18 protein-coding genes are annotated in these 20532 nt (G+C 48.9%); 6 read left to right on the plus strand and 12 right to left on the minus strand.

Annotated elements, in window-relative coordinates; translation table 11 throughout:
* Positions 1-126 precede the first annotated feature (126 nt).
* From AMJAP_RS12460 to AMJAP_RS12475, 4 genes are all read right to left on the minus strand, one after another.
* Complete coding sequence (locus AMJAP_RS12460; protein WP_019620220.1) at positions 127-1104, minus strand: dipeptidase; 978 nt, start codon at positions 1102-1104, stop codon at positions 127-129.
* A gap of 321 nt (positions 1105-1425) precedes the next feature.
* Entirely contained in the window at positions 1426-1653 is a 228-nt protein-coding gene (locus tag AMJAP_RS12465; RefSeq protein WP_019620219.1) for a hypothetical protein, read from the minus strand.
* Positions 1654-1666: 13 nt separating this feature from the next.
* Positions 1667-2536, minus strand: a complete 870-nt coding sequence (locus AMJAP_RS12470; protein ID WP_019620218.1) for a serine protease family protein — start codon at positions 2534-2536, stop codon at positions 1667-1669.
* The gene (locus AMJAP_RS12475) at positions 2533-2919 is read right to left on the minus strand and encodes a hypothetical protein (RefSeq protein ID WP_019620217.1); all 387 of its coding nucleotides are present in this window, start codon (positions 2917-2919) and stop codon (positions 2533-2535) included. The genes AMJAP_RS12470 and AMJAP_RS12475 overlap by 4 nt, the downstream gene beginning before the upstream one ends.
* Before the next feature lie 132 nt (positions 2920-3051).
* On the opposite strand from AMJAP_RS12475, the gene AMJAP_RS12480 reads away from it, so the two are divergent.
* Entirely contained in the window at positions 3052-3375 is a 324-nt protein-coding gene (locus AMJAP_RS12480) for a hypothetical protein (protein ID WP_019620216.1), read from the plus strand.
* 6 nt (positions 3376-3381) lie between these two features.
* On the opposite strand, the gene gbdR is transcribed toward AMJAP_RS12480, so the two are convergent.
* Positions 3382-4503 carry a choline metabolism transcriptional regulator GbdR gene (gene gbdR / locus AMJAP_RS12485; RefSeq protein WP_019620215.1) on the minus strand — a complete coding sequence of 374 codons (1122 nt, stop codon included), beginning with the start codon at positions 4501-4503 and terminating at the stop codon, positions 3382-3384.
* A 574-nt stretch (positions 4504-5077) separates the two neighbouring features.
* Here gbdR and AMJAP_RS12490 point away from each other — a divergent pair.
* From AMJAP_RS12490 to AMJAP_RS12505, 4 genes are all read left to right on the plus strand, one after another.
* Positions 5078-5806, plus strand: a complete 729-nt coding sequence (locus AMJAP_RS12490; protein WP_026339951.1) for a response regulator transcription factor — start codon at positions 5078-5080, stop codon at positions 5804-5806.
* The gene (locus tag AMJAP_RS12495) at positions 5803-6597 is read left to right on the plus strand and encodes a substrate-binding periplasmic protein (protein WP_019620213.1); all 795 of its coding nucleotides are present in this window, start codon (positions 5803-5805) and stop codon (positions 6595-6597) included. The genes AMJAP_RS12490 and AMJAP_RS12495 overlap by 4 nt, the downstream gene beginning before the upstream one ends.
* Positions 6594-8918: an ATP-binding protein gene (locus tag AMJAP_RS12500; protein ID WP_019620212.1), complete on the plus strand. Its 2325-nt coding sequence runs from the start codon at positions 6594-6596 to the stop codon at positions 8916-8918. The genes AMJAP_RS12495 and AMJAP_RS12500 overlap by 4 nt, the downstream gene beginning before the upstream one ends.
* An 84-nt stretch (positions 8919-9002) precedes the next feature.
* Positions 9003-9479 (plus strand): Crp/Fnr family transcriptional regulator, encoded by a 477-nt coding sequence (locus tag AMJAP_RS12505; protein WP_019620211.1) that lies wholly within the window; start codon positions 9003-9005, stop codon positions 9477-9479.
* A 156-nt stretch (positions 9480-9635) separates the two neighbouring features.
* On the opposite strand, the gene AMJAP_RS12510 is transcribed toward AMJAP_RS12505, so the two are convergent.
* From AMJAP_RS12510 to dctP, 3 genes are all read right to left on the minus strand, one after another.
* Positions 9636-10925 carry a TRAP transporter large permease gene (locus tag AMJAP_RS12510; protein ID WP_019620210.1) on the minus strand — a complete coding sequence of 430 codons (1290 nt, stop codon included), beginning with the start codon at positions 10923-10925 and terminating at the stop codon, positions 9636-9638.
* Positions 10926-10939: 14 nt separating this feature from the next.
* Positions 10940-11488, minus strand: coding sequence for a TRAP transporter small permease (locus tag AMJAP_RS12515; RefSeq protein WP_019620209.1), 549 nt, complete (start codon positions 11486-11488; stop codon positions 10940-10942).
* 145 nt (positions 11489-11633) lie between these two features.
* Positions 11634-12641, minus strand: coding sequence for a TRAP transporter substrate-binding protein DctP (dctP, locus tag AMJAP_RS12520; protein ID WP_019620208.1), 1008 nt, complete (start codon positions 12639-12641; stop codon positions 11634-11636).
* A 399-nt stretch (positions 12642-13040) separates the two neighbouring features.
* Here dctP and AMJAP_RS12525 point away from each other — a divergent pair, with 399 nt between their 5' ends.
* Positions 13041-14120, plus strand: a complete 1080-nt coding sequence (locus AMJAP_RS12525; protein WP_019620207.1) for a GlxA family transcriptional regulator — start codon at positions 13041-13043, stop codon at positions 14118-14120.
* Between the two features lie 70 nt (positions 14121-14190).
* On the opposite strand, the gene AMJAP_RS12530 is transcribed toward AMJAP_RS12525, so the two are convergent.
* From AMJAP_RS12530 to AMJAP_RS12545, 4 genes are all read right to left on the minus strand, one after another.
* Positions 14191-15570: an L-serine ammonia-lyase gene (locus AMJAP_RS12530; RefSeq protein ID WP_019620206.1), complete on the minus strand. Its 1380-nt coding sequence runs from the start codon at positions 15568-15570 to the stop codon at positions 14191-14193.
* Positions 15571-15856: 286 nt separating this feature from the next.
* The gene (gene purU, locus AMJAP_RS12535) at positions 15857-16723 is read right to left on the minus strand and encodes a formyltetrahydrofolate deformylase (protein ID WP_019620205.1); all 867 of its coding nucleotides are present in this window, start codon (positions 16721-16723) and stop codon (positions 15857-15859) included.
* 127 nt (positions 16724-16850) lie between these two features.
* Positions 16851-17522, minus strand: a complete 672-nt coding sequence (locus AMJAP_RS12540; RefSeq protein WP_019620204.1) for a sarcosine oxidase subunit gamma — start codon at positions 17520-17522, stop codon at positions 16851-16853.
* The gene (locus tag AMJAP_RS12545) at positions 17515-20532 is read right to left on the minus strand and encodes a sarcosine oxidase subunit alpha family protein (RefSeq protein ID WP_019620203.1); all 3018 of its coding nucleotides are present in this window, start codon (positions 20530-20532) and stop codon (positions 17515-17517) included. Before AMJAP_RS12545 ends, AMJAP_RS12540 begins: the two co-directional genes overlap by 8 nt.

Consider the following 20532-nt stretch of genomic DNA (forward strand, 5'->3'; position numbering starts at 1 on the left):
CTACTTTTTAAAGCGTAACGAGCGCCGATGAGACAAGGCATCAGGACGGTGAGCAAGCGGAATTTAGTTCACTAAATGAGCATCGCGAGCCGGCCCGATAACGCCGTATCATCAAGCGCAGTAGCTTTAAGAACCCCAGACGTCGCGCAGAAGATCCACCCAGTTCTCACCCATAATCTTGCGCACCTGGCTTTCAGAGAAACCATCGCGCAACAGAGCCTCAGTCAGGTTCGGGAATTCACCAACAGTACGGATACCTTTTGGATTAATGATCTCGCCAAAACGGGTCAGACGACGGGCATAGCCTTTATCGTGGGTCAGGTATTCAAAGAAATCGTGACCGTGACCCTGAGTGAAGTCGGTACCGATACCGATCGCGTCTTCTCCCACAATGTTGTAGACATAACGGATCGCTTCAACGTAGTCATCCACCGTGGCATTAACACCAGCACGCAGGAACGGGGTAAACATAGTCACGCCGACAAAACCGCCTTTATCAGCGATATATTTCAACTCTTCATCGGAACGATTACGGGGATGCTCTTTCAATCCATCCGGTAAACAATGGGAGTAAGCAACCCGCTGCTTCGACTCATCGATCACTTCTTTAGCGGTATTCGGGCCAACGTGAGACAGATCACAGAGCATACCGTGCTTGTTCATCTCAGCGACGATCTCACGACCAAAACCAGACAAACCACCATCACGCTCATAACAACCGGTACCTACCAGGTTCTGGGTGTTGTAACACATCTGCACAATGCCCACGCCCAGGTCTTTAAACACTTTTACATAGCCGATCTGGTCTTCAAACGCATTGGCATTCTGAAAGCCCATCATCACCCCGGTTTTACCTTCCCGCTTGGCCCGGTGGATATCTTCAGTGGTACGCACCTTCAGCAACAGGTCACTGCTCTCTTCGATCAACCCGTTCATCTCGACTATGTTACGCACGGTGCCTTCAAAATTTTCCCAGAATGCAACGGTGCAGTTAGCGGCAGTCAGGCCACCTTTAGCCATATCTTCAAACAGAGCGCGTTCCCATTTAGCGCAGATCAAACCATCGATAATGATGGAATCATTGTGCAGATCAGCTGGGGTCATGGTCGTTATCCTTCTAAATCATAATTATCGGTACCCGGTAAACTCACAGGCCCGCAGGCAAAAAGGACTGCAACAGACCTTTCCATCATTCAAATCAGTGTAGTTTTTCAAGAAAAATTAGAAGGGGCTGGAAACGACTTACTCAATACCAAAAGCGACGAAGGCGGTAAAAATGAGTTCAGAAAGCGTATTCACGATAGGTTATAGAGCAGAAAAACTAATAGCGTATAACAACAGAGAGTTCAGGAACCGCAGAAAGCGTTAGAAAGCGGGAGAATCAGCAGAGAACCCTTATGGCCTAAATCAGATAATTATATTTGTTTACGGCTTCCTCCAGCGTATTGCTGGCAAACAGGCCTTCACTATTATTATAAACACAGAAAATATCGCAGGAAATTCACCTTTAAGAAACACTTCTGCGGTTAAAGTTTTATCAATTGTTTCACCACGATACTGTGCCAGCGCTTTAACAAAAGAGGGTTCCGGATCACCCTCTGTATTGAAGCCATGAAGCAATTCTTTAAGATCCAGAATATCTGCATTTATCAACACAGCTCCAGCTTTAATGCTCTTTCAGAACTTTATCCAGCATTCGACTATAGTGCGTGGTCTCGGTAAATAATGTTTTGGAAGCATCATCTCCGGCCCGGGCACCCACAATTGTACCTACAAAGAAATGATAGATTCCATAACTTATACCCGGCAGATCATCTTCGAAATACCAAAGCACATCCTCATCTTCGGTCTGGCCGGGAAAGCTTTTTTTCAAGTTAAGGGTCACCACAAGCGGGCCACCCGAAGCTCCTTCATATGAGTAGCAGTAGGCTTTTTTCATACCAGAAGCACCACCATTAACCTGCCGACAACGATCATAGGTTAATACTTTACCTTTCTGGCCTATACCAGTATCAGCACTGTAACCTGCCATCGTAGCAAAGGCATCCGGATCAAACATATCCGGATCCATCAGATCAGTGTAATCGTAAGGTGCATTTATCAAAGGCTTAATATCAAAACGAGAGACCGAACGGTCAATTCTAGCAATAGCATAATCCCCTTGATGGGTCTCTGCTTTGAGGATGGACTCAATCTTCCGCGATACTTTTTTACCGCTATTTGTGACCCAGGAAACACTGTTGGGGCCCACATCAAAGGAGCCATCCCCTTTCACCCAATGATCTACACAATGACCCGCTCCCAGAATAATAACGCCATCCTTTTTCAGATCATCAGTCACCAGCGACCAGCTACACCCTTCGGCCACTGTCGCACTTTTATTACTGATTGAACGACCTACTGCAGCCAGCCAATCAGGCGAGCCTGATCCTCTTATCTGACGCGTGTCACCGGCCTGCATATCAGGGTATTCTGCGAAGCTACTCGAAGCGACCAGCATGAGCACTACTACAAAACAATACTTTAGCTTTATCATCGTACTATCCGCGCTTGCCTTTCTGACAGATTCGTCACTTCAGTCATCACTTTATCCTGCCACTCTACTAATTGTTCAAGCGCATAACCACGAGCCATTGCACTATAGCTATAGAATGCTATAAACCGTTGGCCGATGTGCAATTGGTAAGTATCATGCTGAGTTGTTTTCCGCCCCGGCATAGTCAGCTCAGTTTGCTGCCATGAAGGCAGCGGTTCATCAGGAAAAATCTGCTGGTTAAGCCTGACCCGAAAGCGATCAAACAGCCAGCAATCTCCACCTTCAAAGTCGGCTATTTCTGGTTCAAGAACTTCAACTATGTCCACATCAACAATATAAGCTGAACTCTCTATCAATACTTGTATATCTATATCTTTCAACATCAGCGCAGATCACTTCAGAGTATCCATCGTTGATGATGCTATCATGGCAACCGCTGTTCGTAATCCAGCGGTTCGCTCGATATCAGATAAATAATGACTATAGTGATTACGTTCATAGAAAACGGGTAACCCATGACAAGGTTTCAGGTACCAAAAAAGAAGATTGAAGAGCTACTTAATCTTCACTCACTAAAAGCACAATCGAGTAGCTATGACCGCGGTGTCTGTGTACTGGCAGTCAGTAATGTCAGAGAAAAACTGATGGCTATATCAACAAATAAGCAAGATTCTATCGATCTGCAACACGCTATCAGTGAGGTAGCAAAACTGGCAGAGCAATACTCTGACCCGGATGGTGAGTACACTTCCGGAAAAAGCAGTGTGATAGGCCTGCTTGATGATCTCTACCGCTTGAAGTTTGATCAGGAAGAACCATCAGACCATCCTGCTCTCTGAATATACCTATTTATCCCGCTTATCCTTCAACGGAATCGAGCCAAAGGTAGACTCGGTTTTGGCTTCTGTAAAAGTATCTCTGGTCGCAAGCTCTTTAATAACAGGCTTCGTTTTAACAGGCGTAATCGACTGAGAGCTTTCTGCACCCTCTTCCCCACCCTTATTCACCACTGAGCGCTCTTCCCGGGGTGGAATCCCCATCTGTTCACGGTAACACTTACTGAAATGAGGGCTGGAGACAAACCCACAGGCCGCAGCAATATCAATAATCGACATTGTGGTCTGCTTTAACAGTTGCCGCGCCCGCAACAACCTTAGCTTGAGATAGTAACGGGACGGGGAGCATTTCAAAAATTTCTGGAACAGCCTTTCCATCTGCCGACGGGAGAGATCAACATAGTGAGCCAGCTCATCCATTTCGATCACTTCTTCAATATTGGCTTCCATCAATGACACTATTTCTAACAGCTTGGGTTGAGTGGTTCCCAATACATGACGCAGAGGTACTTTTTGCTGATCTTTATCATCGCGAACACGATCACAGATAAACATCTCTGAGATAGCCGCCGACAGCTGATAACCATGCTCCAGCTTGATCACATTCAACATCATATCCAGCGGCACCGTACCGCCGGTACAGGTCATCCGTCCCCGGTCCAGGCTGAACAAACGATTGGAACAGATGACTTTAGGAAATGCCTCCTGAAGGGCTGCAAGGTATTCCCAGTGGGTACTGCATTCGTAGCCATCCATCAAACCGGCATCCGCCAACAAGTAGGCTCCGGTACAGATTGCTCCAAGCTTGCAGCCTTTTCGCTCCATCTCCTGTAACCAGTTGATATGACTGCGATCGTAGACTTTGGTGATATTCAGGCCACCGGCGACGATCACCATATCCAGATTCGGACGGCTCTCAACACCGGCATCGGGTGTGATGGTAATACCGTCACTGGCACTGACAGGCTGACCGTCCATTGTCAGTGTGTACCAGGAATATAACTCCTCACCGCTGAGCTGATTCGCCATACGCAAGGCCTCAACGGCAGACGCCAGTGAGATCATGGTGAAATTATTCAGTAACAGGAAACCAATCGCACGGGGCTGGCCACCATTTACATCAAGAGTCATATGTAAACCTGTGCCTACACCGCATCCATTGCGTTATTAAATAGGCTATAAATTGATATCTGAAAGCGAGTATTAAATCAGCGCTTATTATTAAGCCCTTATTTAACATCAATCTTTGCAATTGAGAACTCTTTATCCAAAGATTACAACGATTTAGTTGAAGAGTTATCGTTCAGGCATGTTCACGGCGAAGCCTTTTCCAGGAAAGCCAGGTACAACACCCTTTAACCTTAGCATACCCTTTTGCTACGGGTTGCTTTGTGCTCAAAACGAACTTAGCAGACTTATTCACGCCTTTTCTAAAAAAGTTAACTTGCATTCATCTTACTTAGTCAGGTTGCCATTTGTGTCTAAAAGCTTATTAAACATCTGTTTTATAATTCAAATAAATACCGTCCTCTCTCTTACCCTTAAGATGTAAAACGTTGTAAACAATATGTAAACAGACTTGCCAACCACCCCTGTAAAGCTCTATTTTCAGTAGTCAGGATTGCACACTCCTCGTAGGGATAATAAAAATAATCAGGCACGCCGGTTTAACGCACCTACCTGTGCCAAGGTAAAACACGCCTTTATGAACACAGATGCCCGAATTCTTGTTGTCGATGATGAAGAACTGACCCGACACTGTCTGAGCAGTTATTTTGAAGAGGAAGGCTACACTGTCTTTACCGCAGATACAGCGGAGCAAGCTGAAGCGATTCTGCGTAGCGAAGCGATCGATGTGATTCTTCTGGATATCCGCCTGCCCGGCAAAGATGGCCTGACCCTTACCCGCGAACTGCGGGTTAATACGGAAGTGGGCATTATTCTGGTCACTGGCCGACAGGATGACGTCGACCGATTAATCGGCCTGGAGTGCGGTGCCGATGACTATGTCACTAAGCCTTTTAACCCCCGCGAAATTCTCGCCCGTACTAAAAACCTGGTGCGTCGGGTTCGCCACTGTACCGACCAGAAACCCACCGACTCGCTCCCCCATACGTTAAAAAGCTTCGAACGCTGGAAACTGAACCTGGACCGGCGCCAGCTTATTGATGAACAACAGCAGACTATTCAACTGACTGAAGGTGAGTTTCAGTTACTCAATACGCTGATGGTCAATTCCGGCAGAGTGATGAGCCGGGAGCAGATACTCGAACAAATTCGCAACCGGGAGTGGGTGCCCAGTGATCGTACCGTTGATGTACTGATTGGACGGCTGCGCCGAAAACTGAACGATGACCCCGCCAATCCAAGAACCATTCTTACCGTCCACGGTACTGGTTATCTGTTTACGCCCAAGCCTGTGGATATGCCATGACCCGGAGCGGCCAGTGGTGGCTTATCGTGCTGTTAAGCGCGGTACTCATACTACTGTCCTCAACAAGTTACAGCCGTACTCTGAAAGCCTGCGGCCACCCTTTCTACCCACCGGTATCCTGGGTGAGTGATCAGCAACTAAAGGGGCTCGCACCCGCGGTTACCCAACAGCTCTTTGCCGAACTGGGATACAGTGTCAAACTCCGGGCGGGCTACAACTGGAAACGTTGCCTGCTTGAAGTACAACAAGGTAACGCTGATATTGTCGTCGCCGCTTACCGCATCCCCAGCCGGGAATCCTATCTTTGGTTTAGCAGCCAACCGGTTATTGCTGATCAGCTGGCACTGTTTGTTAACCGTAAAACACCGCCCCCTTTTAACAACCTGGATGACTTGCAAGGCAAAGTCGCCGGCCTGCTGCTGGGCGACAGCTTTGGCGAAAGCTTAGATCAGTTTCTGTTGCAAAATACGAGAATTGAGTACGTTTCACGTAACCGGCAAAATTTTGAAAAGCTGGCGGATCAAAAGATCGACTTTATGCCCATCGGTCTCCTCAGTGGTCGCCTGCAAAGTCGAAAACTGGGTTTCCATGAGCAGGTTATGCCGCTGATCTACCGCGTCAGTACAGAGTTCTATTTTCTCGCAGTCGGTAAAAGTAGCGGCCTGCAACAGCACCTGCCCTTTATCAATCGACGCCTGCAAGAGATGCATCTGAACGGGACTATCAACAGGCTAACCGATCACTATAGCTTGCTCTATCTCGACCAGACCGCAGCGGAGCCCCGGCAATGATTCAACCCAAAGGCCTGCTACCAAAAATCACCCGTTACTCCCGTGAACATCCACTGGGATACCGGATTATGCTCTATGTGTGTAGCTGTAGTTTTTTGTTCATTCTGTTTTCCACCGCGCTGCAGCTCACACTGGATTATCGCCGTGAGTTCCGGGCGATTGATCAACAGGTCGAACTGATTCGCAGCAGCTACCTTGCCAGTCTGGCAAAGAGCCTTTGGGATATCGATCAGGCTCAGATCGAACTACAGCTCAAAGGGATACATAACCTTCCGGATGTCAGCTATCTCGTCCTTAAGAATACCGATACCGGTGAGACCGCGATTGAAGGCGAGCTTAACGCCTCTCCCGACAGCCCGCTTCAGATTCAGAGTTTTGATCTGATTCACCGGACACCGGAACAGCAACGCAAACTGGGACAGCTGGAGGTCAGCTTCGATCTGAAAGCGGTTTATCAACGTATCTGGAGCCGTGGCTTTAGCATTCTTCTCACCCAGACGCTGCTGGTTGTATTAATCGTATTAGTCATCCTGATTATCTTTCACCGTAAGATCACCCGCCACCTGGAAGCGATGGCCAACTACAGCCGGGAGATCGGTGCAGGCCAGCTGGAACACGGCCTGACACTGGATCGTCAACCGCCGAAAAGTAGTGATGAGCTGGACCAACTGGTTACAGCCCTGAATGATATGCGCCAGTCAATTCGCCAGGAGATCCGTCACCGTGAGCAGGAACAGGAAGAACTGCGTTACAACAGAGATCAGCTGCAAACGATGGTAGAACGACGCACGGCCAGCCTGCTACAGGCGAAAGAGGCTGCGGAAGAAGCTAGTAATGCAAAGTCCCGATTCCTCTCAACCATGAGTCATGAAATCCGCACGCCGATGAACGGCATGCTCGGCATGATTCAACTGTTAGAAAGTTCTCAACTGGATGGCCGGCAGCGGCAGCACATTCAGGTATTACACGACGCGACAAATGCTCTGCTGGAAACCTTTAATAACGTGCTCGAATATGGCCGACTCGTGGAAGGCGCATACAGTATCAGCCCTACCCGTTTTTCGCTGAGAAACTTACTGCATAACCTTACAGCGCTATTAACACCTGAAGCGAACCGCAAACAACTCAATCTACAACTTCAATACGCTGATGATGTCGCCGATCTGTTTCATACCGAAGAGAGCAGCCTGCGACAGATCATCACGAATCTGTTAAGCAATGCGATTAAATTTACCGATCAGGGTAACGTTACCTTAAGCGTTACGTTACTGAACCAGGTGTCGGGAAACCAGCACCTGAGATTCAGTATCAGTGACTCAGGGATCGGTATCGAACCTGAACTCCAGCAACATATATTTGACCGTTTTACCCAGGCCGATGAGACTATTACCCGTCGCTTTGGCGGTACAGGCCTCGGACTGGCTATCAGTAAAGAGTTGGCTGAACACCTGGGTGGCCAGATCGGGGTTACCAGTAACCCCGGCCGTGGCAGTACATTCTGGCTTGAATTGAATCTGCCGCTGGCGAGTACCATAGCGACGCCAGACAATATCAAATCCTCTCAGCCCCACCACACCTGCCAGCGGATTCTGTTAGTCGAAGATGTCGAGATAAATCAACAGGTCGTACTGGGATTATTGGAAGAACATCATCACCAGGTCACTATTGCAGGCGATGGAATAAAAGCCTTAGCACTCGGACGGGAACAACAGTTCGACCTCATCCTGATGGATATGCATCTACCGGGATTAAGCGGCCTGGAAGTCAGCGCAAGACTAAATAATGACCCTGACTGCATTAATTTCAATACCCGCATCATCGCCTTAACCGCCAGCGTGAGGCCTGAAGATATCCACCGTTATCTAGAAGCCGGTATCAGCAGCGTGATTGCCAAACCGGTGCATAAAGAACAATTGTTAAGTGCTATTGCCGGGGTTAATAGTATGACTCAGCCAAATATTCCTACAGCTTCAGATAACAGCCAAATTCCATTACTGGATCAGGCCGTTATTCGGGTTCATCAACAGATGCTCGGCTCAGAAAAACTCGCGACACTCATGCAAGGGTTCTGCAAAGTTCATAATGAACTATGGCCTGCCCTGCAACAGAGCATTCAGGCAGCCGACGACTACGAGATATCACAACAAGCGCATAAGTTAGCGGGCGCCTGCGATACCATCGGTTTCACACTGGCCAGCCACCTGTTACGCCAGCTCGAACAACAGGCAGATAACGGCGAAACCGCACAACACCACTTTCTCAGCCAACTTCACCAGGTAATGGTCGAAACTGTTGAGCTTGCCATTAACTGGAAAATCTAAATACTGGCAGTATCAGACTAATGTTCTTATGATTGAGGCCAACTTCGGGCTAAACTGTATATATATCTGTTACGGAATCCACTGATGAACATAATCACCCGTCAACAGCTGCTAAGTCAGCATAACCTGCACTCATTTACAGATGCCTCTATCTTTGGCGCTCTGCCAGAAACAGCTATCAACTGGTTACTCGAACAGGGTCAGCTAAGAGAGTATGACGAAGGTGAATTGTTATTTGACCGACAACAGCCGGGTGACAGTTTCCACGTTATTCTGGTCGGCCAGGTTAAATATTATAAGTATCATGAGGGGCGGTATGCCTATATCCGTGATTTCATGCAAGGTGAACAGATAGGCTTTGTCAGTCTGATCGCTTTACATGACCGGGCAGGCCGGGCCGAGGCAGCCAAAAAAACAACCTCGCTGGAAATTAACAGTCAGGTTTATCACGATTTTCATCAACACCATCCCCTTGAGTTCGGTATCCTGATGATGAATCTGGCCCGGGAAATGGCCCGCACCCTACGGAGTGTGAATAATATTATCGTTACCAAATCCTGAGCAGTTTCAGCCTCAACTACAGACCACTATACAAAGAACTATCCTGATCTTTCCCCCACCCTCATACCTAACAATCAGGCATAAAAAAGGCCCCGGGGTTACACCTTAGGGGCCTTTGTCAGTCTTCAAAAATGACTGTGTGCGGTGTAACGCCTGCTAACCGAAAAACATCTGTGGCAGGAACAGTGATACTTCTGGCACATAAGTGGTAATGATCAATGTTGGAATCCAGGCAAACAAAATCATAATCAGCGTTGGTTTCAACATCGCACTGACTCTCACTCCGGTAACCCTCGAGCCCAGATAGAGCAATGGCGCGGTGGGTGGCGTGATATTACCCATACCCAGATTAACACCCACTATCGCTGCAAATTGAATCGGATCAACACCCAGTTCTACCACAATTGGGAATAGCAGAGGTGATGCCAACAATACACCGCTGACATCATCCATCAACATACCGATAAGAATCATCACGACGTTGATCATAATCAATACGATAATCGGATTATCCGATACCGAAAAGATCAGCTCTTTAGCCAGGTCAGGAATGTCTTCAAAAATCAGCAGACGACTAACAATCATCACCATAAAGAACATCACCATCACCACACCGGTGGTGGTTGCGGACTGGACTAACGCAGCTTTAAAGTTTGTGATATTCAGCCCTTTATAGATAAAGAAGCCAACCGGGATAGCATAGACAACAGCGATACCTGCTGCCTCTGTCGGGGTCATGATACCGCCGTATATTCCCCCAAGAATCATAAAGGGCATCAGCAGCGCTGGAAACGCAAAACGGCTTTTCTTAGCCACTTCTTTACCGAAGTTATCCGATTTTGGCAGCACTTTAATATTGTTGTACTTACGCAACATCACATAATTAACAATACAAAGCAGGGTCACCAGGATCAGACCGGGAACAATAGTCGCCAGAAAGCACTTCAACACCGATTGCCGGGTGACCCAGGCATAGATGATCTGAATCGCACTGGGTGGAATCAGCAACCCTAGCGGAGCCGCGTTCGTAATCAGTGCCGCAGACAGACCTTCAGGGTAGTTCGCTTTGCGTAGCTGCGGCATCATTATGCTACCGATGCAGGTCAGCGTGGCTGTAGCGCTGCCAGCAATCGAACCAAAGATGGCACTGGCACCCACTGCCGTGTAAGCAATTCCGCCTTTAAACCGACCCACAAAGAGTTCAGCAAGATCAACCAGGGGCTCGGCAATCTTGCCCCGTTCCATAATTGTACCGGCCATAATAAACAGCGGAATGGCCAGTAGCACCAGCACGTTCATGCGCCAGTGACCCGACGTCAGAAAACCTGCCGGATCGTGGTCACCCGTAAGTGACATATAGATCAATGCCAGACCGAAGGCGAAAGGTACCGGAATACCCACCACCAACGCGAGACAGATCACCAGAAGTGTCAGTAGAATTAACATAAGGAGTACCTAAATCAGATATGTGGTGGGGCTTCGTCAGATTCCCATTCTTCGCTGGGGCCGTCGCGTAAACCACTCCACAAATGCAGGGAGGTGTAAAACGTCATCAGGACAAACCCGAGAAAGATGCCCAGCTTAGGAATGACGAAAGGCAACTCCAGTCCGGTGGTACGCTGCCAGTCAGGATAGGCACTGATCTCTTCCCATAACATCAACCAGCCCCAGTAACTCAGGACTATGCCAATAACGGCTTCCAGAAAGATCGTACAGTTCACTACAATCCATTTGGTACGCACGCTATCAATCAGGGATAACAGAAAGTCAGCTTTCACATGGGTATTTTCATAACTACCCATCGCCCCGCCCAGGAAATACACCCAGAACGCGATCATTAATACCCACTCTTCGTAGGCAAACAGGTCAGCCTGAAACCAATAACGCAGGATAACCACAAAGAAAAACACAAATGCCATAACCAGACTGGCAGTCGCTAATATATATTCTTTGCTACGTAACAGAATATTTACCAGCGAGCCCAGCGGGCGCGGTATATTCAGATGCATAGGGCTACACTCTTATTTTTTTAAGATATCGACCACTTAGAAATCTGTTATTAAATACACTTTATTTATATATATTTAATAACAAAATTTCAGACAATCGATTTGAATACTCCCCATCAAAAAAAATGGGGAGTTAACAGGATACTTACAGGTCAGCAATGACTTCATCCAGGATATCTTTACCCAGACGTTCTTCTAGCTTAGGCCAGGTTTTTGCCCGTACTTCTTTAGCGATAGCACTGCGTTCTGCGTCAGTCAGCGGCAAAACTTTAACACCAAAGGCTTCAAGCTTTTTAAGATTAGCTGCATCGTTTTCACGACTCCAGTCAACGAAACCAGCAGCCGCTTTAGCAAAGACTTCAGTGATTACTTTACGCTGTTCTTCGTTAAGCTTTTTCTCCCAGGTTTTCTTGCTGGCATAGTAAGCGTAGTTCTCAACAAAAGCGTTGTAAGGAACATAGTTCTTAATCGCTTCTTTGAACGTCGTGTAGGTTGCTTCAGGCGTTGCACCAATCATTCCGTCAACCACACCCTGCTGGATTGCAGGGAAAGCATCACCCCAGTCGATAGTGGTGGTGTTGTAGCCCATATCCTGAGTACCCAGTTTCGCTGATTGCGCGCTCCACACCCGGATATTCTGCCCTTTAGGCCCTGTTGTACGGTAGTTCTCAGGCATTGAGGAAGACATAACACCGATAAAGCCTTCGGCAGTCACACCCAGTAATTTCAGGCCCATCTTATCCATGCGCTGATCGAAAATACCGTAGAAGTTAGAGCCTGGGCTGAATACTTTTTCCATCTCATCATAGTTAGAAACCAGATAAGGCAGTGAGTTTATTTCCAGTACCGGATCTTTGTGGCTGTAAACAAACGAGTGAACAATATCGATGCTGCCACGGACTGTTTCACCAATCAGCTGTTCGCCAGAACCCAGCTGACCTGCTGGATAGAGTTTAATTTTCAGATCTACACCAGCATTCTCGAGATCAACTTTGATCTGTCGCAACACTTCAGAAGCATACTGATCGGGTGCATGCTGACTGGCTATACGTAAAGTTGTCGCTGCTTCTACAGGCGTCGCCAATACCGCCCCCAATACCAGGGAGGATGCGATTACAGATTTCAGGTTCATACGACTTTCGATCTTTTTCATTGTGGTCTCCGCGTCTTCTTAACAGAAGGTTGTTTTTATGTTCGCGTTAGGTTCATTTGAGGCTTTTCATAACGAACCCTTATTTTTATACAGAGATAAAACGCAGTTAAAAACCCCCTGAAAAAACTTCAAAAACCGCATGAAACTTTTTCATAGACGCGAATGTAAACAAGACCAGACAAAACACTAATGAAACATCATTAAACCGTAAAATTTTATATTTTTCGTTATAAAAACTTCACAAACATAAATATTAAAAGAACATAATCAGTTTCGATACAAATGCGTATTTACATCAATTTACAATCTTTTACATCATTTTATTGAGTCAAACTTACCGATTATCAACAAGGTTATAAAACTGCTATAACATTCCCATAATAAAAAAGGGGTACATACATGACCTATATAAAAGACAAGCGAAATTTCAGTGCGCTGATGCGTGATACCAACAGCCCATTTTTACCGGCAGCCGAACAGGATGAAAACCCGGTAGAGGTTGGCTTTGTATTGCAGCAGCACTTCTCTATGAGTGCATTTACAGCCGCTGTCGATACGCTGGTAACCGCCAATCTGGTACGTACCACGCCCCTGTTTAACTACCAGACCTATGCGGCAGAAACGTCACCGGTCATCAGCGATCTGGGGATTGAAATCGCCGCCCAGGGCACCCTGAAGGCGTTTGACCACAAACCCTTACCCGACCTGTTAATTATCTGTGGCGGTTACCGTTGTTCAACCCAACAGCACCCGGAGCTCACTCGCACACTCAAGCAGGCTGATAGTAAAAAGCTCTTGATTGGCGGCCTGTGGAATGGCGCTATCGCGCTGGCCCATGCCGGGCTACTGGATCAGCTAAGCTGCGCCCTGCACCCCGACAATCATGCGTATATACGCGAACAATTCCCTAAAGTCAGAGTCAGCGAACAAGTTATTGTAAGCGAAGGTAACCGCCATACCAGCGCCGGGCCGGTTAGCGCTATGGAGATGATGTTGCAGTTGATTGGAGAGCTGCGCGGAATGAATATAACCCGGGCTATCAGAGAGATTTTAAGCTGCGATCAAATTTCAGAAAAAGGTAATATTCGTATCAGCCAGCCAGGTGACAACCCCTGCCTGCCGCAAAATCTACGCGATATTATGGAACTGATGGCGGCTAATATAGAGGAACCGATCAGCGTTGATGAACTGACCGTATGCATCGGCATTTCACGGCGCCAGATTGAGCGTTTATTCCAGAATCATCTGGAAACCTCGCCCGGGCGCTATTATCTGGAATTACGCATTACCCACGCCCGCCGTTTGCTATTACAAAGCAATGAGTCGATCACCAATATTGCACTGGCCAGTGGCTTTGTCAGCACCAGTCACTTTAGTAACTGTTACAAAGACTACTTTGGTGTTTCTCCCAGTCTCGCACGCGAACAGGCTAAGACACTGGCTTTTAATACACCCTGTCCGCAGGCCGCCGTCTGTTGATCTTCCATTCGAGATATCTATGACAACAGAAAGCGGCCTGTTAGTCCCTAGCTAACAGGCGTACTGCAGATCAGCATTCAATCGCGTTGACCGCCAGCCCCCCACGAGAGGTCTCTTTGTATTTATCGTGCATATCCCGGCCGGTATCTGACATGGTCTTGATCACCTTATCCAGCGAGATAAAATGATCACCGTCACCCCGTAGCGCCATCTGTGTAGCATTGATCGCCTTCACTGCGCCAATCGCGTTACGCTCGATACAGGGCACCTGAACTAAGCCCCCCACCGGATCGCAGGTCAGACCCAGGTTATGTTCCAGACCAATTTCAGCCGCATTTTCCACCTGCCCAGGCGAGCCGCCCAACACTTCACACAAACCTGCTGCTGCCATGGCACAGGCGGAGCCGACTTCTCCCTGACAACCGACTTCCGCACCCGATATAGAAGCATTCTTCTTACACAACGCACCAATCGCTGCAGCGGCCAGCAAGAAATCAACAACGCACTCTTCCGTCGCCTTAGCCGTAAATTCGGTGTAGTACATCAGCACTGCGGGAATAATCCCTGCGGCACCATTGGTCGGCGCAGTTACCATCCGTCCACCCGCAGCATTTTCTTCATTCACTGCCAGCGCGTAGAGGTTGATCCAGTCCATGGCGCCCATGGTAGAACTGATCACATTAGGCTTAGTGGAGCGGATCAGGGATTTATGCAGACTCATCGCCCGACGCTTCACCTGTAAGCCACCGGGCAAGGTTCCCTCTTTATGGAGTCCGGTGGCAATGCACTCTTTCATCGCCGCCCAGATATCCATCAGGCCATCACGGATCTCCTGCTCACTGCGCCAGACCTTCTCATTTTCCATCATCAGCTGGCTGACGCTGAAGTTATTCGCTTCGCACAGTTCCAGCAGCTCAACCGCATTATTAAAGTCGTAGGGTAGTTCAACCTGTGGCACTAAATGCGCGTCGGCCGTCGCATCACTCTCATCGATAACGAAACCACCACCAATCGAGTAATAGGTATTCTCATATAACAACTGATCATCGGCACCAAAGGCTGCCAGACGCATCGCGTTCGGATGGTAAGGCAGGTTCTCTTCAAGCAACAACATATCCCTCTGCCAGATGAACTCTATCGGGTACTGACCCAGCAGATTAAGACGATTACTCTCTTTTAACCCGGCAACCGCAGGCAGAATCATTTCCGGATCGATGCTGTGAGGGCGCTCCCCCATCAAGCCAACCACCACTGAATTGTCAGTACCATGACCGATCCCTGTCGCGCTCAATGAACCATAAAGATCCACCTGAATACGTTGCACATCCTGCGCCAGCTGATGTTGTTGCAGGTGGTCTGCAAAGTTTGCGGCTGCCACCATCGGACCGACCGTATGCGAACTCGACGGACCAACGCCTATTTTAAAAAGATCAAAAACAGAAATAGACATAGAGTCTCCACGGCGCATTCTGAGCGCAGGTTTTTATTATACTGAAGGGAGTATTATGTTCTGGTGCATAAACCGCTGTATGCCGGTTTACGACCTGTAATTTTCTTATTACGTTGAATCTCTGTTTCAGACTAAAACAGAAAAAGTGAGGTCGGACAGGATGAGCCACACACTACGTACCTCTCTGGAAGAAGTAATCCCGACAAACCTCATAAAAGACATTTTTCAGCTGCATGAAAAACGTAAAACTTCAGGGAGCCAATGAGCTGACTCCCTATCAAAAAGACTAGCTGGAGAAAACGACGGTACGTCCTTCATTAAGAAACACACGCTTCTCAATATGGTAACGAATCGCATTAAAGAGGGTTACCCGCTCTACGTCCTGTCCTTTTGAAATCAGATCTTCCGGGTAGAAAGCATGATCAACCGTCTGAATACCCTGCGTAATAATCGGACCTTCATCCAGATCGTTATTCACATAGTGAGCGGTTGCGCCTACCATTTTCACCCCTTTTTCCCAGGCCTGATGATAAGGCCTTGCGCCCTTAAAGCCGGGCAGTAACGAGTGGTGGATATTGATCGCTTTACCGTTCAGTTGCTCGCACATCCAGGGCGATAGCACCTGCATATAGCGCGCCAGAACAACCAGCTCAATATCGTATTGCTCTAACAGTTTAACAATCTCGGCTTCCTGCTCTGGCTTGGTATCAGGCGTAATCGGCAGGTGGTAATAAGGAATACCATGCCACTCAGCCAGATGCTCAAGATCCGGGTGGTTAGAGATGATAACCGGTATTTCAATATTCAGCTGACCGGTGCGATGACGATAAAGAAGATCGTTGAGGCAGTGGTCATACTTAGACACCAGTATCGCCACTCGCGGACGATGCTCAGGTTCCGTTAACTCCCACTCCATTTCAAACTCAGAAGCACGGGGGCCAAACGCAGCATCAAACTTTTCCGCGCTGAAATCGGCTTCGGTCGGTTGAAATTCGATACGAATGAAAAAGCGCTTAGAAACCCGGTCATCGAATGAGTGAATCTCATCAACGTAGTTTCCTGCTTCCGCCATATAACGGGTTACGACATCAACAGTTCCCAGCTTACTCGGACAACTCGCGGTAAAAACCCAGGGTTTTATTGCATTAGGCATATATCTACTCCTGCATTTGTTCGGCTGAGCGATAAACAGGCACTATAAAAGAACACCCGCTTTAATCAGTCAGCAGACAAACAGATATCAACCAGCTCCGGCTGGAGCTGGTTTTCAGAGGCTGAAATCAGGCTTCAATAACCAGGCCGAACTCACGGCTGGCATCTTGTAACCAAAGCCAGATGTAGTCAGCAAAGCTACGACGGATGATCAACTCAAAACGCTTCTCGCCGGTACGACGGACAATCGCTGTGCTTTTAGAAAACACCGTCGATACCACCTTACCTACGGGAAACTGCGCTGCGTGCAGATCAACCGGGATACACTTTTTCAGTAGTTCAACAACATTGTCACCGGACAGTTCCAGTACTGTTGAGCCACCGCTGCTGTTCACCAGCGAGTAGTGTCCACCCATCTCATCACGGAACTTAGATTCCACCTCAAAGGCCTCAAGACCCGGCACCAGAATCAGCCACTCATCAGGCGACATCCAGCGGATGGAGTAGTCACCCTTTTCAACAGAGGTCAGCGGCTGAAGTGGCAAACCTACACCCAGCACCCGCTCAACAGCGGCCAGCTGATCAGCATTGTCAGGATTACAGCGCAGCGTCAGATGACCCAGCAGCTTGTGCTCACGCAGGTGAACACCGCCAGCTTTAGGGCCTTGCTTTGCCAGAGTTTCCAGATCCGCATGATGCAGCGGCGACTGGCCCTGAATTTCAGGACCAGGTACCTGGTCCATTACTGCAGCTTTAGTGGCTGCGATTTCTGCGGGTGTCATTACATTCAAATCAGACATTTTGACGCTCCCCTTTCGGATCAAGGAAGATCGGGCTGCAAATCTCAGCTTCAATCACAGTGCCATCGGCCAGTGGATAGAATACGGTTTCACCCATCTTATCCAGACCACCTTTAATAAAGCCCATCGCGATAGAGTGACCCAGGTTAGCACTCCAGTAACTGGAGGTAACATGGCCTTCCATCGGCATCGGGATCGGTGCTTTAGGATCCAGTACCGCTTGTGCTCCCTCAGGAATCACCGCTTTAGGATCTTTAGTCTTCAGACCAACCAGTTGCTTACGGTTCGGACGTACACAATCAGCACGATTCATTCCGCGCTTACCGATGTAGCTGAACGGCTTCTGGTTAGACACACACCAGCCCATACCCAGGTCATACGGATGAACAGAGCCATCGGTATCCTGACCGGCGATGATGAAACCTTTCTCAGCACGCAGGATGTGCATCGTTTCTGTACCGTAAGGCGTCAGGTTGTACTTCTTACCGGCTTCGAACAGCTTCTCCCACACATGGGTGCCGTAGTTTGCCTGTACGTTGATCTCGAACGACAGTTCACCGGTGAAAGAGATTCGGAAGACACGGGCAGGAACGCCGGCAACCTTCATCTGCTTCCAGTCCATGAACTTGAAGTTATCATTGCTCAGATCGTAATCAGTCAGTTCTGACAGCAGTTTACGGCTGTTAGGACCGGAAATAGTCAGTGTAGACCAGTGATCGGTAACCGTGTTGAAGTAAACTTCCAGCTCAGGCCACTCGGTCTGGTGGTAGATTTCCAGCCATTCCAGAACCCGTGCTGCGCCGCCAGTTGTGGTCGTCATTACGAAGTGGTTATCGCCTAAACAAGCCGATACACCATCGTCAAAAACCATACCATCTTCGCCACACATCAGGCCGTAACGACACTTACCAACCGCCAGCTTAGCCCAGGCGTTGCTGTATACACGTCCGAGGAATTCACGGGCATCTTTACCCTGAACATCGATCTTACCCAGGGTAGACGCATCCAGAATACCCACGCTGTCACGCACTGCCAGACACTCACGATCCAGCGATTGCTGCATCGTCTCGTTGCCCTGCGGGAAGTACCAGGGACGCTTCCACTGGCCGACATCCTCAAACTTCGCACCGTGCTCAACGTGCCACTTGTGCATCGCCGAGTAACGCTCAGGATCAAACAGTGAACCGCAGTTACGGCCAGCGATCGCGCCAAAAGAGATCGGCGTGTAGTTCGGACGGAAAATAGTCGTACCGGTCTCAGGGATGGTCTTGTTCAGCGCTTTCGCTGCAACCGCCATACCGTTGATGTTACCCAGCTTACCCTGATCAGTACCGAAGCCCATCGCGGTGTAACGCTTAACGTGCTCAATAGACTCGTAACCTTCACGACAAGCCACTTCGATACCCGCTGCCGTCACATCCGTCTGGTAGTCAACAAACTGCTTAGGCGCAGCCGACGTTGGCTTAATATGCGGGATATGGAACAGCGTCATCGGTGCATCAGTCTTCAGTGTTTCAGCTTTAGGCAGAACCACTTCAGCCGCACTCAGACCAGTTTCAGTCAGTGCTTTCTGACCCGCATCGAAGCCCTGCTTCAGTGCAACAGCTGTGTCGTACTGGCCGTTAATGCCACCCGCTGTCAGCTGCTTCTGAACGGTAGGTCCAGGAACGAAACCAACAATCTTATCGTCCCAGGTAGGACGGCTGCCGGTATGGCTGGACAGGTGAATAACCGGGCTCCAGCCACCCGAAGAGGCAACCGTATCGGTTTTCAGTTTCGTAATAGAACCGGTAACTTTACCGCCATCTGCGCTGATCGCAGCCACAGAGACACCGGATACACGCTTACTGCCCTGCACTTCAATGACCGCAGAGCCAGAAATGATGTGCAGGCCACGTTTACGCGCTGCTTCAGCACGGGCACCGTTACCGGAAGCACGGGTATCAACAATGGCAACAACCTTACGACCGGCATCATCCCAGTCCAGCGCTGCCTGATAACCGTAATCGTTGGTGGTCATCAGTACCAGTTCATTACCCGGTACAACACCGTAACGGTTGATGTAGGTAGAGACGGCGTTAGCCACCATGCAACCCGGTACATCATTGTTAGAGTAAACCAGTGGACGCTCATGCGCGCCGGTTGCCAGTACTACCCACTTAGCACGTACACGGTGCAACTTCTGACGCGCCTGATTAACCGGCGCAATATCCGCCAGGTGATCGGTGCAACGCTCATGGATAGTGACAAAGTTATGGTCGTGGTAGCCGTTCACGGTAGAGCGAGGCAGCAGCATCACGTCAGCGAATGTCGCCAGCTCAGCAACAACACTCTTCACCCATTCTGCAGCAGGCTTGCCGTCCAGCGTTTCTTTGGTGTTCAGCAGGCTGCCACCAAATTCATTCTGTTCATCAGCAATAATGACCCGGGCACCACCACGGGCAGCCGTCAGTGCTGCCGCCAGTCCCGCAGGGCCGGCACCGACGATGAGTACGTCACAGTGCTGGTTAACGTTGTCATAGGTATCCGGATCGCTTTCCAGCGGCGAACGGCCCATGCCAGCAGCTTTACGAATCATTGACTCATAGCTGTCCCACAGAGACTGAGGGAACATGAACGTCTTGTAGTAGAAACCCGGTGGCATCATGCTGCCGCCGACTTTACCGATCATACCCATCACGTCGGTATCAACACTCGGCCAGCCATTGGTTGATGCTGACACCAGACCGTTGAACAATTCCTGCTGCGTGGCACGTACGTTAGGTACCTGCGTCGCTTCAGTTGCACCCAGCTGTAGTACCGCATTCGGCTCTTCTGCGCCGCAGGCTACGATACCGCGTGGGCGGCTGTATTTAAAACTACGGCCAACGACATCAATGCCGTTTGCCAGCATGGCAGATGCCAGAGTGTCGCCCTGAAAACCAGAGAACTGCTTACCGTTATAGGTAAACGTCATTGGCTTGGAACGGTCGATGCGACCTCCGCTCTGGAGGCGGTTTTGCTGTGTCAT

This window comes from Amphritea japonica ATCC BAA-1530 (assembly GCF_016592435.1).
GTDB classification, from domain to species: domain Bacteria; phylum Pseudomonadota; class Gammaproteobacteria; order Pseudomonadales; family Balneatricaceae; genus Amphritea; species Amphritea japonica.